General features: G+C 43.1%; 18 protein-coding genes. 3 read left to right on the top strand and 15 right to left on the bottom strand.

Annotated elements, in window-relative coordinates:
* The first annotated feature begins 90 nt into the window (after positions 1–90).
* Positions 91–1,548: a methyltransferase domain-containing protein gene (locus HQM15_11440; protein ID MBF0493376.1), complete on the top strand. Its 1,458-nt coding sequence runs from the start codon at positions 91–93 to the stop codon at positions 1,546–1,548.
* A gap of 269 nt (positions 1,549–1,817) precedes the next feature.
* On the top strand, positions 1,818–3,119 hold the full coding sequence (locus tag HQM15_11435) for an ATP-binding protein (GenBank protein MBF0493375.1): 1,302 nt from the start codon (positions 1,818–1,820) through the stop codon (positions 3,117–3,119).
* Here HQM15_11435 and HQM15_11430 read toward each other — a convergent pair.
* From HQM15_11430 to HQM15_11420, 3 genes are read right to left on the bottom strand one after another with little or no spacing between them, the layout of a single operon-like run.
* A complete protein-coding gene (locus HQM15_11430) occupies positions 3,116–4,288 on the bottom strand; it encodes a pyridoxal phosphate-dependent aminotransferase (GenBank protein ID MBF0493374.1) in 1,173 nt (390 codons plus the stop codon). The genes HQM15_11435 and HQM15_11430 overlap by 4 nt on opposite strands.
* Positions 4,285–4,836 (bottom strand): cob(I)yrinic acid a,c-diamide adenosyltransferase, encoded by a 552-nt coding sequence (locus tag HQM15_11425; GenBank protein ID MBF0493373.1) that lies wholly within the window; start codon positions 4,834–4,836, stop codon positions 4,285–4,287. Before HQM15_11425 ends, HQM15_11430 begins: the two co-directional genes overlap by 4 nt.
* A 1-nt stretch (position 4,837) precedes the next feature.
* Positions 4,838–5,242, bottom strand: coding sequence for a 6-carboxytetrahydropterin synthase (locus HQM15_11420; protein ID MBF0493372.1), 405 nt, complete (start codon positions 5,240–5,242; stop codon positions 4,838–4,840).
* Between the two features lie 94 nt (positions 5,243–5,336).
* On the opposite strand from HQM15_11420, the gene HQM15_11415 reads away from it, so the two are divergent.
* On the top strand, positions 5,337–5,696 hold the full coding sequence (locus HQM15_11415) for a DUF2203 domain-containing protein (protein MBF0493371.1): 360 nt from the start codon (positions 5,337–5,339) through the stop codon (positions 5,694–5,696).
* Between the two features lie 73 nt (positions 5,697–5,769).
* Here HQM15_11415 and serS read toward each other — a convergent pair whose 3' ends face one another.
* The 12 genes from serS to HQM15_11355 form a co-directional block, all read right to left on the bottom strand.
* Positions 5,770–7,035, bottom strand: a complete 1,266-nt coding sequence (gene serS, locus HQM15_11410; GenBank protein MBF0493370.1) for a serine--tRNA ligase — start codon at positions 7,033–7,035, stop codon at positions 5,770–5,772.
* 31 nt (positions 7,036–7,066) lie between these two features.
* Entirely contained in the window at positions 7,067–8,149 is a 1,083-nt protein-coding gene (locus HQM15_11405) for a thioredoxin domain-containing protein (GenBank protein MBF0493369.1), read from the bottom strand.
* A gap of 138 nt (positions 8,150–8,287) precedes the next feature.
* Positions 8,288–9,793: a polyamine aminopropyltransferase gene (locus HQM15_11400; protein MBF0493368.1), complete on the bottom strand. Its 1,506-nt coding sequence runs from the start codon at positions 9,791–9,793 to the stop codon at positions 8,288–8,290.
* Positions 9,794–9,844: 51 nt separating this feature from the next.
* Complete coding sequence (locus HQM15_11395) at positions 9,845–10,102, bottom strand: DUF2442 domain-containing protein (protein ID MBF0493367.1); 258 nt, start codon at positions 10,100–10,102, stop codon at positions 9,845–9,847.
* A 24-nt stretch (positions 10,103–10,126) separates the two neighbouring features.
* Positions 10,127–10,396, bottom strand: coding sequence for a DUF4160 domain-containing protein (locus HQM15_11390; protein ID MBF0493366.1), 270 nt, complete (start codon positions 10,394–10,396; stop codon positions 10,127–10,129).
* 29 nt (positions 10,397–10,425) lie between these two features.
* Complete coding sequence (locus HQM15_11385) at positions 10,426–10,638, bottom strand: DUF350 domain-containing protein (protein MBF0493365.1); 213 nt, start codon at positions 10,636–10,638, stop codon at positions 10,426–10,428.
* Positions 10,639–10,654: 16 nt separating this feature from the next.
* A complete protein-coding gene (locus HQM15_11380; GenBank protein MBF0493364.1) occupies positions 10,655–10,804 on the bottom strand; it encodes a hypothetical protein in 150 nt (49 codons plus the stop codon).
* Positions 10,805–10,862: 58 nt separating this feature from the next.
* Positions 10,863–12,107: a DUF4178 domain-containing protein gene (locus HQM15_11375; GenBank protein ID MBF0493363.1), complete on the bottom strand. Its 1,245-nt coding sequence runs from the start codon at positions 12,105–12,107 to the stop codon at positions 10,863–10,865.
* Positions 12,107–12,736, bottom strand: a complete 630-nt coding sequence (locus HQM15_11370) for a DUF4178 domain-containing protein (GenBank protein ID MBF0493362.1) — start codon at positions 12,734–12,736, stop codon at positions 12,107–12,109. Before HQM15_11370 ends, HQM15_11375 begins: the two co-directional genes overlap by 1 nt.
* 13 nt (positions 12,737–12,749) lie before the next feature.
* The gene (locus HQM15_11365) at positions 12,750–13,742 is read right to left on the bottom strand and encodes an SPFH domain-containing protein (protein ID MBF0493361.1); all 993 of its coding nucleotides are present in this window, start codon (positions 13,740–13,742) and stop codon (positions 12,750–12,752) included.
* Positions 13,743–13,816: 74 nt separating this feature from the next.
* On the bottom strand, positions 13,817–14,284 hold the full coding sequence (locus tag HQM15_11360; GenBank protein ID MBF0493360.1) for a DUF4149 domain-containing protein: 468 nt from the start codon (positions 14,282–14,284) through the stop codon (positions 13,817–13,819).
* A 54-nt stretch (positions 14,285–14,338) separates the two neighbouring features.
* Complete coding sequence (locus HQM15_11355; protein ID MBF0493359.1) at positions 14,339–15,493, bottom strand: DUF1624 domain-containing protein; 1,155 nt, start codon at positions 15,491–15,493, stop codon at positions 14,339–14,341.
* Positions 15,494–15,768 lie beyond the last annotated feature (275 nt).

Here is a 15,768-nt window from a genome sequence, read left to right as displayed (position 1 = left end):
AAGATCCGTCGCTATTTTTTAGAGGAAAAAGTGGGTCCCTATCCTTGCGAACCACCGGGTCCCTATCATGCGTACAGGTGGGGCCCTATCATGCGAACTCCAGGCTCCCTGTCATGCGCGCTGACACGTTTTGTCGGAGTTCAATTTCCCAATCGTCTTTTCGCTTGGGGTGCTCGAGCCATGGTGACTCATTTAGGAATGAGTCGTTTCGCTTTGTTGCTTTCCGGTGATTTTAACTTAAGTCATTACAAGTTTAATCTTCGACGTGATTTGCTGGGTGCGATTAATGTTGGGGTTGGGGAGTTGATTGGAGCAAAAACTGAGCACATCCTTTCAGGTCGTCATCGAGCATTGCAGCTGATAGGAGGGCGTTTGGGTGGTGGCATGTCTCTAGGCTTGGGGAATAGTATGGAACATGCTTTGGATGTGACGCTCGATTATTTCTCTGGGTCGCGTCAAAATGACTTTTTACTGCGTCATTTTCTGGCTGAACTTCCGAAGGAAATGGTTAAAGGGATTGTAATGGATTCGTCATTTCATTTAGCACATTTCGGAATTGGTCTTCTATTTAGAGCAAAAAGTTTACGTTTGCCTGCACGGCATATTGAATATGAAAGAGTTAGAGAACGAATAAAAAACAACCAAGATTTAATGCCCATTAGACGCCAAGATTTTTACTTTACTTTTTTGGAAAAAAATTGTGAGGCATCTGCAACTCTTTCTACTTTAATTCATCGTGGCCCTGAAGATTTTCAATTAGCTTGGAAAAACCCTAGAACAAGAGAATTATTAACAGAGGCGATGAGGCGAGACGTATTTTTAACGCAGGCGTCTAATCTTGATCCTTTTATTAAAGAGATTGATCACGTTTTAGAGAGAGAAACAAATAACGAAAAAATATTTAAACGATTAAGAGAAAAATTCTTAGAACTAAAAACAGGATCTCCTGAAGCTCCTCAAGATGAAAGAAGAATAAAAAAGGTTAGTTTGCGTGTTCAGCAATTAGTAGATTTATCAGGTGTTACTTGCCCTTCCAACTATTTAGATATCGGTTGTTCGAGTGGAGATATTACGGTTCCTTTCGGAAATCGTCTAGGTTTGAGCAAAGAAAATATTTTAGGTGTTGATGTGGTTCGTTCTCCTAATAGTTCAAATTTTGAGGGATTAACCCATACTCTTTATGATGGTGCACATTTACCTTTTGAAGATAATTCCATAGAATTCATCACCGCTCTTTCAGTACTACATCATACTCAAAATCTCGAGATGCTAATCAGAGAAATTCACCGAGTTTTAAAGCCAGGTGGAAGTTTTTTAGTGCGTGAAATGGGAGCCTATACATCCGCAGATTGGGCCTTTCAATACCATATGGATTTGTTGTGGTATCATGTGTTTTTAGATCTTCCAGAAGTACCAAATCCTGGGCATTTCCTTAACTCTAGAGCTTGGAGGCATTTGATTACTTCTACAGGATTAAAGCATTTTTTTACAAGTTATGTAGAACTCGAAAGCCCTTATCAGCCAGTTTTTATGATGTTTAAAAAATAAACTAAAGTTTTTACCACACCAAATTCCTTCGTTTGTGTGGGCCGCCAGCAAACTTGAGCCAGAAGAAATGGGTGACGGAGTCGAATATTTTGAAGGTCAACCCCTCCTGACCTCCCCTTTTGAAATAAAGGGGAGGAACCAGGTAATGAGTGACGGAGTCCAATTTTAGGGGATTAAACCATATTTTTAGACATATTTGTCTAAAACAACCTTGTATTTTATACAAATTTGTTTAATATCATGGGATGATAAGAGATTTAAGCCAAAACGTGCTACCTCAATGGAAGCAAAACCTCGACCGAAAACCCCTGCTTTTGCGCGGAGCTAGGCAAGTAGGAAAGACCCACTTAATTCGCGATTTTGGAAAAGAAAATTTTGATGAGATTGTAGAAATTAATTTTGAGTTACAACCGGAGTTGAAGAAAGTTTTTGAGACCTTAGACCCCCAAAAAATCATTAGAGATTTAAGTCTGTTTTTGAATGTTTCTATTCAAGCTCCTAGCAGTCTACTTTTTTTAGATGAAATTCAAGAGTGCCCCTCTGCCATTACAGCGCTTCGTTATTTTTACGAAAAGATGCCGGAGCTTGCTGTGATTGCAGCAGGATCTCTCTTGGAATTTTGTCTCAGCGATAAAACTTTTCGTATGCCTGTGGGGCGGGTGCAATATCTTTATCTGCAGCCTTTTTCTTTTGAAGAATTTTTGTCGGCCTTGGGGGAAGAACCACTTCGCCAATCTCTCAAAGAAATAAGTATAGAAAATCCTCTCTCCGAAATTATTCACGAAAAGCTTCTTAAAATTTTTAGAGATTACTGTCGTATCGGCGGCATGCCTGCGGTGCTCAAGGCTTACCTGGCAGATCCGCATTCAAAGAATTATCAAGATCAACAAACTTTACTTTTACAAACTTATCGGGATGATTTTGGAAAATATGCAAAATCTCGTTTGCAGATTTCAAATTTGCAAAAGGTATTTCTTTCCGCTCCTCGAATGGTGGGGCAGCGTTATAAATTTTCAGAGGTAGATCGAGAGTCGCCTTCGAGGGATTTGAAAGAAGCTCTTTTTCTGCTGACACAAGCTGGGGTTGTGCATCGAGTTTCCGCTGCTTCTTCTCATGGATTACCTTTTCAGGTAAATGACAATAAATTCAAGATTGCTTTTTTGGATGTGGGGCTGATGCAACGAGCTTGTGGCTTAGATGTCGATATCGCACTGAGTGAAGATTTTATGGCGATCAATGCAGGAGCGGTGGCAGAGCAAGTGGTAGCTCAAGAGCTGATTGCCTCTGCGGATCCGCACGAAGAAAGACCGCTTTATTTTTGGGCCCGCGATAAGAAAAATAGCCAGGCCGAGATTGATTATTTGGTGACGCTAGGGGCTAAAATTATTCCTATTGAAGTAAAGGCGGGAAGCACAGGTGCGCTCAGGAGTCTCAGAATTTTTATGGAAGAAAATCAAAGTAGCAGGGCTGTTCGTTTTTCTGCTCACCCTCTCAGCCTTCATGACAAAATTCTTTCTTTACCTCTCTATGCTATTGGGCAGATGAATCGCCTCCTTAAATCGTTTTTCTAGCTTAAAAAAACCTTCAATTTTCCCAGTCCAACTTTCAACTTGTCAGGACTACACAAAAACGAAATCACTCCATGCACCCCTATTTCATAATCATAAAAATATCCGGGATGAATAAAGACCTTCGTTTCTTTCATCAGAGCAATCACAAACTCTTCTTCATCACCGATTTGTTGGGCCTTCACCGTATTTGAGAAATCCACTAGGCAATAAAAAGCCCCTTGAGGGCTATTGAAACGAAGGTTTGGAATTTCCTCCAAAAGCGAAATTAAAATTGTTCGGCGTCGTGCTACTTCAGCAACATAATCTTGAACAAAGCTCCATCCTTCTGAAAATAAAACCGGTAAAGCTTGTTGGATGGGCGTGTGGCAGGAGAGAAAGGTATCTGCCAGAGTTTCGAGTTGATCCACTGCCTGTTCCACTTTTTTATTTTCACCAGTGACGAGGATCCAACTGAGTTTCAACGAGGGAAGGGCGAACATTTTGGAGATGCCATTGAGGGTGAAGCAGAGATTGGGTTTGGCGACTTGGGCGGGGCGTGGAAAATGGTTTAGTTCATCTGAAGAGGGGGGATGAAAATAAAACTCCGAAAACACCTCATCACAAATGAGGGCAATATTTTTTTCATTTGCCCATTCCACAATTTCGCGAATTTGTTCCGCCGAAATCACCGATCCTGTAGGATTGTTGGGCGACACCAAAACGATGGCCCTGGTTTTTTCATCGGTCAAATTTTTCAAGGCCTCGATATCGACTTCCCAATTTTGATTTTCCAGGAGTGGATAATGACGAAGCTCAATGCGGCTCATCTGGGCAATGGTGTCAAACAAGGGATAAGCTGGGTTGGGTGTTAAAATATTATCTTCAGGATGAGTGAGCAGGGTAAAAAGATAGTGAAAGGATTCACTGCTGCCACTGGTGAGTAGTAGATGTTCAGGATTTATCTCCAGGCCAGATCTGGCATAAAAGCCGGAAATTCCTTGCCGGGCTTGGGGCAGGCCTTTGGAGTGAGGCTGATAGTGCAGAGTCTCAAAATATTTTTGATAGGCCTTGTTTAAAATTTCTTTGGGAAAGAAAAACCCTTCGTCACACGGATTTCCCGAAAAAAGTTTCAATACTTCTTTTCCTTGCTGGATAAGTTCTCGGTAACAGCGTTCAATGGGATTGATCACTCGGACAATCCCTCCCAAAGTAAATCGGGTCTATTTTCGAGATGATTGGCAAATCGTGCAGCCACAAACAGGTAATCGGACAAACGATTCAGATAGATCAGTAGTTCACTCCGCAGATTCTCCGTATGAGAAAGATGCACCGCTTCACGTTCTGCACGTCGGCAGACTGTTCGTGCCAAATGCAAGAATGATGCGGTTTGGCTGCCTCCAGGAAGAATAAATTGTTTGAGGGGATTCAGTGTGGTCTCCATGCTATCAATTTGTTTTTCCAGTTGTTCAATGTGCGTGGTTTTGAGAAAACCCGAGCGGAGACGCTCATCAGCACTGGGGTAGGCGAGTTCCGAACCCAAAACAAAAAGCTGTTTTTGAATTTCCAAAATTTCTTTTTGCAAATTGGAAGTTTTTAAAACGCTGACGACGCAACCCAAAACACTGTTGAGCTCATCGACACAGCCATAGGCTTCAATTCGTTCATGATCTTTGGAAAGAATCTGTCCTCCAAAGAGAGAGGTCTTTCCTTGATCACCTTTTTTGGTATAAATTTTCATTTCAACTTTCCTCGTACACCGCGCAAGAACTAGGCGTTTCCCAAATGCGCACCTGGCTGACTGCCAAACCTTTTTCACGCAGGGCCTCTAACATTAATTTTGCCAAGGCCTCTGCTGTGGGGTTTTCATCCATTAAAAAGAGGGGTTCCCCAAAATCGGCCAACAGCTTTGCGAGAGGGTCTTGTTTGCAAAGAATGGTTTTGTGATCCAATGTCTGATCAATCCAGCAATTGGCGATGTCTTTGATGTCATTAAAATCGATGAGCAGACCGCGTGTGTCCAATTGTTCTGCCTTGAGCTCAATTTCCACTAAAGCGTTATGGCCATGCAGATGGGCACACTTGCCTGGGTAATACAGTAGACGATGGGCGTAGCTGAAGTTCAATTGTTTACAGACTTTGTACATTCATGAATAAAATAAGTTGAACTATTCGCAGGGTCAAGAAGATCTGCGTCAGACCTTGCTTTTGCTGGAGGGTCTATGTTAGCCCGGATGAAACATGTCTCAAATCATTCCTATCTCACAAAAACGTACCTTTACTTTAGAGGAAGCTCAGGAACTGCTTCCTGTCATTCGTCGTATTACCAAGGAGGCGGTTGAAAAATTTGTTTTGCTGGAGCGAAAATTAAAAAAACAGCAGGCGATTTCTCAAGCTTGGGATAGTGTGGAAGTGGAAATCTCGGATTTACTCAATAAATGGAGTGATAAAATTTCCAAACTGGGTGCCCTGCCCAAAGGAATTTGGCTTGTCGATTTTGATAGCGGCCAGGGCTACTATTGCTGGCGTTACGACGAAGAGACGATCGAGAATTTTCATGGCTATGAAGAGGGATTTTCGAGTCGGACGCTGATTCAGTAATGGACATGGTGAGCCTGTCGAATCCATGAATTGAGTGCACTTTATAATGGTTCGACAGGCTCACCATGTCCCGTTAAGTAATTTTCTTCACCCCACCCATATAGCTTTGTAGCACTTCCGGTATCAAAACGCTTCCATCTTCCTGTTGATAATTTTCCAAAATAGCTACCAGAGTTCTCCCTACCGCTAGGCCCGATCCATTTAAGGTATGAACGAATTTATTTTTTCCATCCCTGTCTTTAAAACGAATTTTCATGCGGCGTGCCTGATAGTCTTCAAAATTAGAACAGGAGGAGATCTCTCGATAGGTATTTTGTCCAGGCAACCACACCTCGATGTCATAAGTCTTTGCCGCCGAAAAACCCATATCTCCAGTGCAGAGTGTGACGACGCGGTAATGCAGACCTAGTCTTTGGAGTATAGCTTCTGCATCTTGGGTGAGCTTTTCAAGCTCTTCATAGGAATGAGAAGGATGGGCAAATTTGACAAGTTCTATTTTGTTAAACTGATGTTGGCGGATCAGTCCCTTCATGTCTTTTCCGTAAGAGCCCGCTTCACTGCGAAAGCAGAGAGTGTAAGCTACATATTTTAAGGGGAGTTCGCTTTCTTTCAGGATTTCATCTCGGTGAATATTGGTCACCGGAACTTCTGCCGTAGGAATCAGATAATATCCCGTGGTGGTCTTGAAAAGGTCTTCTTCAAATTTGGGTAATTGCCCCGTTCCCGTCATGCTTTCGCTATTGACTAACACAGGCGGAAGCATCTCCGTATAACCATGTTGTCCGGTATGAACATCCAGCATAAAATTAATAAGCGCTCGTTCCAACCTGGCTCCCAAACCCTTGTATAGAGTAAAGCGGGCCCCGGTGATTTTAGCCCCTCTCTCGAAATCAAGAATATTTAAATCTTCACCCAACTGGGAATGTTCTTTTGCCTCAAAAGAAAAGTCTTTTTTTAGTCCCCAGCTGCGGAGTGGCAGGTTATCTTCTTCCCCTTTCCCCAAAGGGACGGTGGTATGCGGAATATTGGGAATATGAAGGAGTATTTTTTCTATTTCCAGTTCGAGGGCAGCCAGTTCGGGTGTGATCTCCTTAATGCGCTTTGCAACCGATTGCATTTCTGCGATGACCGCAGTGGCATCTTGTCTGGTCTTTTGCAATTTTTGAATTTCTGAAGAAGTATGATTCTGTAGAGAGCGAAGTTGATCGAATTCCGCTTGTAGGGTTTTACGCTTTTGATTGATGGATTCAAGAGTGCTCAAATCAAAATTTTGGTTGCGATTTTGGAGGACTATTTTGATTTGATCGAGATTGGATAATACCCATTTTAAGTCGAGCATACTTCACCCTCACCCTGGCCCTCTCCTACTCTTAACTTTTTTTACGTTTTGCCTCGCGAAGTTCTTCGTCGATTAACTTTTTGAAGGCCTCGACAGGTTGTGCGCCGGTAAGCATTTGGCCATTGATAAAGAAAGAAGGTGTGCCGGTGACTCCGGCCTTTAGGCCTTCTTGCTGGTCACTGTTCACGACGGACATAAATTTGTCGGAATCCAAACAATCGTCAAACTTTTTGCTATCCAGGTGCAAATCCGATGCATACTTTTTCAAGTTGGGCACATCCAGGGCGCTCTGATTATCCCAAAGTACTTTGGTGTATTCCCAATATTTCTTTTGGTCATTGGCACAAAGGCCGGCGGCTGCAGCCTTTTTCGCCTGGGCATGAAATTGAAGGGGAAAATTCCTCATCACATAATGGACATCCCCTTTATAGTTATTTAAAACCTCCGTGATGGTGGGGCGCGCACGGCTACAATAGGGACATTGAAAATCGGTGAATTCAATGACAGTGACGGGAGCTGAGGCAGAGCCTCCCATGGAAGGCGAATTGCCGATTGCCACATCCACTTTAGGTCGCTTGATGTAAACATCAACGCTAGCTTGAGCCATTAATCTATCAATTAAGTTGATGTGGTAGGTATTTCCACGTTTTCCGCGAAGCTGGGCAGTAATTTGGGGTTTGAGTTCCTCCAAAGTTTTTCCATTTACACGGCTTTTGATTGTTTCGTAAAAGTCTTCGATTTCTTTCTGAGAAACATCACCGATCTTGTCGTCTATCTCAGATTTCAAAAGTTCTTGGGTTGTAATATGTCTTTTTTGGGCTTCTTTTTCCAAAAGTTTGCCTTCAATGATTTCGTCAATTCCATCACGTTTGATGTCAAAAAGCTGATTTTCTATGCTCGAGAGCCGGGGCTTGATTTTTTCCAACAAGTCCTTCTCTGTAATGGGTTGACCGTCCAACTCAGCAACGATGTCCCCCTTAGTGCTTTGTGCAAGGCCCGCCGTAAGCGAGGGAGCAGCGACATCACTATTGGAGCCGGAGGCATTTTTTTTGGGACTGCAGGCTAGGCTTGAAACAAGCGCAATAGCCAAAACCAGAAGCGAATATTTTTTCATAAAATGTTTTATCCTTTCCGAGATTAAGTTCGGCGATCCTATACTAAGCTTTTGTAAGAGGGCAAACTTATTTTTTTAATTCCTGTTAGTGCGCTGATCGGGTGGCTTTGTTTTATGTTATTGTGCAAAGTCTTGTTCTCAGTTCCAACTATACTTTGCCCACTCCCTCTCATAAGTTCTCACCAGATATTGATTGTTCAGCTGATTAATTTCGCCAGGGACTTCGCTCATGTCGGGGGCAAATTGGAACATCTGAACCAAGCTTTCTGAATTTAAAAATTTCAAATGTTCAGGAAAAATTTTTGGTTTTTCGTAAACGTCTTTATTTTTGAGAGCCAGCGTGTAGCCCCATTCTCCAAAAGAAGGGACATAGAGATGATAAGATTGTGTGCTGAATTGCGCCGCTTCTAAAGTATGAGCGACGCACCAGAAGGATTCTCTGGCAAAATAGGGAGAAGTGCTTTGAATGACGGCTCCTGCAGAAGGAGCGAGGGAACGGTAAAGCTCTTTGTAGAAACTGAGGCTGTAGAGTTTGCCTAGCGAATAATTGGTAGGGTCCGGAAAGTCGACGACGGCAAAATCAAACTGTTCCTGATTTTCTTTTAGCCAGAGGAAGGCATCGGCATTAATCACTTTTACTTTAGGATTAGAAAAAGAATGGGCATTTAGTTTGTTCAATATTTCGTTGCCTTGAAACAGGTGCGTCATTTGCTGATCCAAATCCACCAAGGTCACGCTTTCCACCGAAGCTACTTTAAAAATTTCACGCAAGGCCATTCCATCACCGCCGCCCAATACTAAAACTTTCTTCACTTCTTTTAAACCCAGCAGGCCGGGAAAGACCAGCGCTTCGTGGTAGCGGTATTCATCGCGCGAACTAAATTGCAGGTGCCCATTTAAATAAAGGCGCAATTCTTCCTGATTACGGGTGAGGGCAATGCGTTGGTAAGGCGTAGAGACCGCATAGATGACGGGTTCGGTATAGAAACCATTCTCCGCAAGGGTTAATATTTTTTCCGAACAAACAAATCCAAAAACCAAAAAAAGGAGAACAAGAAAAGCGCTGGTTTTCAGGAGAGTAATCTTTTGATTTTTTTGCTGAAAGTAAAACAAGGTCATCAGTGCGATGAGGACATTGAGAATTCCGAAGAGAAAAGAAGAGCGAATCAGCCCCAGATGAGGCACCAACACGAGTGGAAATAAAAGTGAGGCAATCAGGGCTCCCACGTAATCGAAAGAGAATACCTTAGAGACCAGATCTTTGAATTCAAATTCATCTTTTAGAATTCGCATCAATAGTGGAATTTCAAGGCCTACCAAGGTTCCAATCAACAGAACGAGGACGTAGAGCAATATCCGAAAGGAATAAACCTTGGCGAAAAAATAAAAGAGAAAAGCCGCGGAGGATCCGCCTAACAGGCCAATCAGAAGTTCCACCTTGATAAAAAGGCTTAAAAAATTTCTTTGAACAAATTTAGAAAGGTAGGCGCCAATGCCCATCGAAAACAGATAAACACCAATGATGGTCGAAAATTGGGTGACCGAATCTCCTAACAAATAGGAAGCCAGAGTGCCGGCAATCAGCTCGTAGACCAGGCCACAGGTGGAAATGACAAAGACGGAGAGGAGAAGGAGGAGAGGCATAGGTAAAAATTAGAATGGAACTATTTTCTTTACGGAATGAGAGATTAACAATTAAGCACCTGAAGAAATGTTTTGTCTGGAATTTTGTATATCGTAAATAATAGTATCTGAACTAAAATCTTGCTCATGCGGCCAAGCGATTCCATGGTGAGCGGGTTTTACTAAGCGGAAATAGGATTCATTCGTCAGCTCTTTGAATACACTCCCGTGAAGGTAGGGTTTTACATCAAAAACGCCTGAAATCCCACTGGTGGTGAGTATTTCAATTTTATAATCTTTAAGGGGTGTGGCTTTTATGATTTTATCCATAGGAATAATGCCTCAACTTTATTTTTATCGTAATGGCTCAATCTTAAAAACGGGCTCTCCGGCAACTGCTAGTTTCCAATCTACCAGTAGATCTTCTCTATGTATCTCAATCCATGCCTGTACGAGTTTTAATTTGGCAGGTGGTAGGTTGCCGTTTAACACAGAAGCGTCATTTATCGAAATTGAAGCTTCGTATTCTCCATATTCTGCATGAATATGCGGGAGATTGTGCTTTTTATCATCATGAAAATACATTAAGATCAATATCCCATAAAACATTGATATAGTGGGCATGTGGACTCCTATTTATAACGCTGTTTCCCTTACCCCCTCATCGCGGCTGAAATAATAAAGCAAAGCCCTAGGGCAATGGCTCCCACGACAATGGCCAGGGCGATGTTATTTTTTTCAACTAGCTCTCGCCAAAGGTCAAAAGGAGTCGCTTTATCAAAAATGATAAAGCTAATGGTGAAAAGCAAGAGTCCTAAAATTGAAAAAATAGCGGCGTATCCGAGATTGGTGATCATGTGTTCCATATGTTTTTCCTCCCTTTTATTTGTGATAAAAACCGTGAGTGCCGTAAACTCCGCCTGCACTACCTCTGGCCTCATTTCCTCCGGCACCCAACACGATGCCCTGGTGGTTCATATAAGCCAGGGAGGCGACGAGTAAAAATCCGACGAGTGTGTAAATTTTTAGCATAAATTGATTTGTCCCCTCTCCCTAACCCTCTCCCGCAAGGGGAGAGGGGAATTTCCGTCTATCCCGGTAAATCCGATTCCTGCCAACGTTTACTTTCGAACCACATTTTATAGGCCTGTAAACCCAAGGGCCCTACTAAAAGAAGCAATGAGAAGATGACATAATTTGTCCAATTGGGGGCATCTCGTTCTATTTTTATATCGACGATTTCATTGCTAAGATCAGCGGGGAACTCCGGACTAATCACTAAATGATAATTTCCCTCTGGCACCGAAGAAATAAAAACTTCGTCATGGGTTGAGCCTTCACTCCAATAGCCGTCATCGTATCCGTCATAAAACGAGATCTCTCTTCCCATAGGATAAATTTTGCCATCGTCTTCGTTGATCAGATCCAGGTTCAAATAAATCCAATTGTTTTGCAGACTGGCGTGAGAGCTGATTTTTACATCGGCAATTTTTTGATTGAGATGAAAGCTGGGAGAAGTTTTTACTTTGTCTGTGTCTGCCGTGAGCAGGAGATTATTACTGCTCCAAACTTCTTCATCTCGACACATTGTTGAAGAGCTAATTTGTACAAAAGTGAGCAAGATAAAAAAGAGGATAAAAACCAACCAAAAAGAGTCGGAACTTTTTCCTCCCAAACCAGGTTGGCAGGCCCCAACGCCTATGGGTTTTGGCAAAGGGAAGGTGGTTTGAAAAGCGGCTTGAATCTCTTTGGGTTCTACATAGATGCCATGAGACCAAATTTTTTCTGAGCCATCTTCTTCGCAAGAGAGAATTTCTGGGGGAGCAATGTAATCGTAAACTTTGGTCGTGTCTCCCAGCTGTACCCGCCAATAAAACTCACCGAGCACATATTGTACCTTTGCCTTTCCCACTAAAAATCTTTTGTAAGCCACCTTTTTTCGAATGGCGGAGTAGGGAGTGATTTCAATATTGTCTTTGATCATTTTATAGAAAATCCAATGACCCTTGTATTCCATCAACCAACGAAATCCGTAATAAGGATTGAAAAGCAGGTATTCGTCCCAAGTGTAGATTCCACTGGCGTCCGAGCGGCGCATGAAACCTATCACTTCATACAAAATCTCTTCCATTTTACCTCGTCTCCCCAGAGGGATCAGAGGTTTAATGGGTGTTTTTTGATTGGCTTTAATTAAGAAAGCAATGTTGGGATTTGTGACATCGTTCAAGGCCCCGCAAGAGGGACAGGCGATGACCAAAGTTAAACCCGGTGCCCGCAGGCTGATGGGGGCACCACATTTCATGCAACTGAGAGAGGAGGGAGTTTCGCTGCCCATTACCATCCCTCCAATTTTCTTAAATTGTTGAAATGCAAATCGTCAAACTCCAGGTATTCACCGAGGTACAATTCCGGTCCCTCGTCAAAAAATTGCAGGCAGGCGAATTCGCTTTGGGGGCCTTTAAAATCAATCGATTCGAATTTTTTATCAGGAGGTGAAAGACTAGGGAGTTCGCCTTCTGCACTGAGTATCCAGGCCTCATGTCTATCTTCTACTGCAAAAGCCATGTCCTTGAATTGAAAGTTTCTGCCTACTGGAAATTCCTGATGGTTTGAAAAATTGACGGGCAGAGTTTCTCGAAAAGAAATCATGTAAAAGCCCTGGGCCTCGGCCAACCAGCCCCAGCGGCCATCGTCAAAAAAAATGTACCATTCGTTCCATCGTCCATTTTCCCAGCCGAGGATTTGTCGTCCTACAATTCCAAAATTTACTTTTTGATACTTTCCCTCGGTCGAGATTTGAAGCGGACTGATGTCAGGAAGCAGATCGGCCATTTTTCCCAAATCTTCCAGATTTTTATCACGGCGCACGAGCATCGATTTGCAAAAGTTGCAGACCGAAAAAATGGAGGCAGAAGATTGGAATATCACTTCAGCTCCGCAGGAAGGGCAGGGTAGTTTTAGCATAGGTGAGGAGTATTTAAATCTTCTTCAACAATTCTGCTTTTTTGGTTTCAAATTCTTCGGTGCTGATAATTCCTTTTTCTTTCAGCTGATGAATTTTTTCGATGAGCTGAAAGGGATCTTCTTGTGGCGTCGCGCTCGCAACATTCGGATTTGCTCCCAAAGCTTGAGCCATGGCCTGACCCATGGCGACACCCGCACCTAGTCCTACCCCGGCACCAGCCATTCCCCCCGGGTTTGCAGCAGCAATGGGAATGCTTTTGGCCGCTTGATATTGGGTATATTGCTGCAGGTTCCCAATCACGTTCATCGAGCTGCGCTCATCAATTACTTTTTGTACTTCTTCCGGAAGCGACACGCTCTGCACTTGAAGCTTATCCAAACTCAAACCGAAGCGTTGTAGTTCGGGGGCAAAAGCCGCTGCAATGGTTTCGGAGAACTTCAGCTGGTTGGCGGCCATGTCCAAAAAGTTCACATTGCTTTGTCCGAAAAGGCTGGCCAAGGTGGTAAGGAGTACTCCTCGCAGTTGGTCTTCGATATCGGCAGTTCTATAGATTTCGCGGCTTCCGCTCACTTGCGTCCAAAAGAGTTTAGGGTCGGTCATTTTGTACGAATAAATCCCGTAAGCCCGCACTCGAATCGGGCCCAGTTCTTTGTCGCGAATGGTGATGGGAGTAGGCGTTCCCCACTTTTGATCAAGTTGGAGTCGTGTGGAGAAAAAATAGACATCCGATTTAAAAGGCGAAGCGAAGGCCTTGTCCCAATTGCGCAGATTGGTCAGGATGGGCAGCGTTTGAGTGGTTAAGGTATGCAGCCCCGGTGCAAAAAGATCTGCGATCTTTCCCTCGTTCACAAAGAGCGCCATCTGAGTCTCACGCACAGTGAGTTTGCCGCCATTCTGAATTTCGTTATCCTGCATGGGATAGCGATAGGCCAAAACGCCATTTTCCGTTTCGTTCCATTCAATGACGTCGATAAATTGCTTTTTGAGAAAACTGAGAATACTCATGAAAGTTCCTTTTTGAAGGCTTGAGGGAGTTTCAGGGAGGAAGACATTAAAATCAAGTTCTAAGTTTCCAAAATTCAGAGTTTGAGGGGCGTAAAATTCAAGACAAAAACCAAAAGGACCGTCAGCAGAACGATTCCATTCAACAGAACGCTTTGCCTGTGTAATGTCGCAAACTCGGCCTGCTTTCGCTCTTTATCCGGTCCTTCTTCCAAAGTGCGTATCATGGTTTTTACCATATGTGCCTTGGGATGCAAGTGGGCCCCTGCATAGACGGTCAGTCCAAAACAGAGGGCCAAAAGTAAACATCTTAAAACAGGAAAAGGTTTAGACCACAGGCCTTTGAGTACGAGAGAAATAAAGGCAATGCCCAAACAGGCATAGCCTGACAAATAATACTGCGAAAAAATTTTGGAAATAAGTTCACCCGCCATTTCACGAGGAATTTCGCGAAAAAGGGTGGGGGCAGTGATGAAAGAGAAACAAATCATTACGCCTAGCCAAATACCTAAAAAAAGATTGAGAAGCAAATTGAAGAAAGCCATATGAGCCTCGGTTAGATGTGTACGCCTGCCCCTTGTTTCTTAGTCGTTCCCTCTTTAAGGAAGCATAAAAAACAACAAGGCAAAAAGCAGAAAAGAAAAACAAAGGATTCTTTTTAATTGCTGGGGGGAATTCTTCTTGTATTCATGCCAGGCTTGTCCCATGGGGTATAAGAAAGCGATGAGGAAGAGGTAGAGAATCAAAACGCCCAGCCAATTCCAGGCCCCGTATCCAAAAGCCCTCAAACCCTTGTTTACTACCGTTCCATAGAGGATGGCAATATGGGTGACATAATAAAAAAGGGATTCTCGACCGATATTCTTTAGAAAAGAACTGATCTTTCCCCGTAAGGGGAAACGCAAATTGTAGAGACTGATGAGGGAGAAAAACAAGGTGACTCGACTGAGTCTCAGCAGGGAATGGCCCGGAGAGACATGCCACCACTGGGCATTCTGGTATAAAGTGGGAGATGGAGTGTAAAAGTTTTTTATAAAAAAAATGAGGGTGGGGCTTGCCAGGGAAATCAAAAGAACAATCAGGCCAAAGTAAAGTTTTTTTTGTGTTTTTTGGTAAAATCCCACCAGGCTTAATCCGGCAAAAAAATGACCCATCCAAGGGAAAAGAGAAAATTTCGAGAGTGGTGCCGGCGCAAAATAGAGGCCTAGTGGAAGAGGTAATTTCTTATAAAGTTCGGAGTTCCATACCCAAGGGCTTATCCAGTAAACAAGCAGGGTCCAGGCCATGCAAAAAATTAAAAATTTAGTTTCACTCCGCTTTGAGCGTAAGGCAATAAAAGCGAAAAGGCTAGAGAGTACAATCGTGTGGAGAATATCACTGGCAAAGAAAAGATTTTTTGAAAACAGTGGGATATCCAGACAATGTTTAAATGAAAGATAAGGTAAATTGAGCCAATAGGCGATGAATAGAATAAAGGCCAAGCGTTTAAGATAAGCCCCCGCTTGCTGAGAAGTTTTCCCGTTTTGACAAGCAATCCAGAAAGAGGCCCCTGCACAAAATAAAAAAATGGGGGCTACCGTTCCATTATAAAAATCAATTTTTCCATAGCCCCAGCCCTGTTTGAGGATGGGCATGAGGCCGACATCCAGCAAATGCACTTCTATCATCCATAAAACTGCAATTCCACGAAGCACATCCAGCCATTCTACACGGCGTGGAGTATTTTTATTTGTTTCTGAAAGGGTGGAGGTCATGAAAAATCCTGAGTATCGCACACGAAACGGGAATGCAAAAAATTTCGCAACAATACTCCCTTATTTTTCGATAACAAAAAAGGGGCTAAGGGTCTTTATCTTCTTAACTTGTAGGCGATTTTTTTGAAATAAGGCCCCCTCTCCCTCAAGGCATAGGTATCTACACATCTTTTGGTATTGCCCCCTCTTAAGCTAAGAGGGGGTTGGGGGAGTTATGGAAAACCGTGCAAATTACAGTATTTTTGAGTTCAGCAAGATCTTCCATAACCCCCCCT

The organism is Deltaproteobacteria bacterium, assembly GCA_015233135.1.
In the GTDB taxonomy this organism is placed as follows: Bacteria; UBA10199; UBA10199; order JADFYH01; family JADFYH01; genus JADFYH01.
This window is presented reverse-complemented; position numbering and strand designations above follow the sequence as displayed.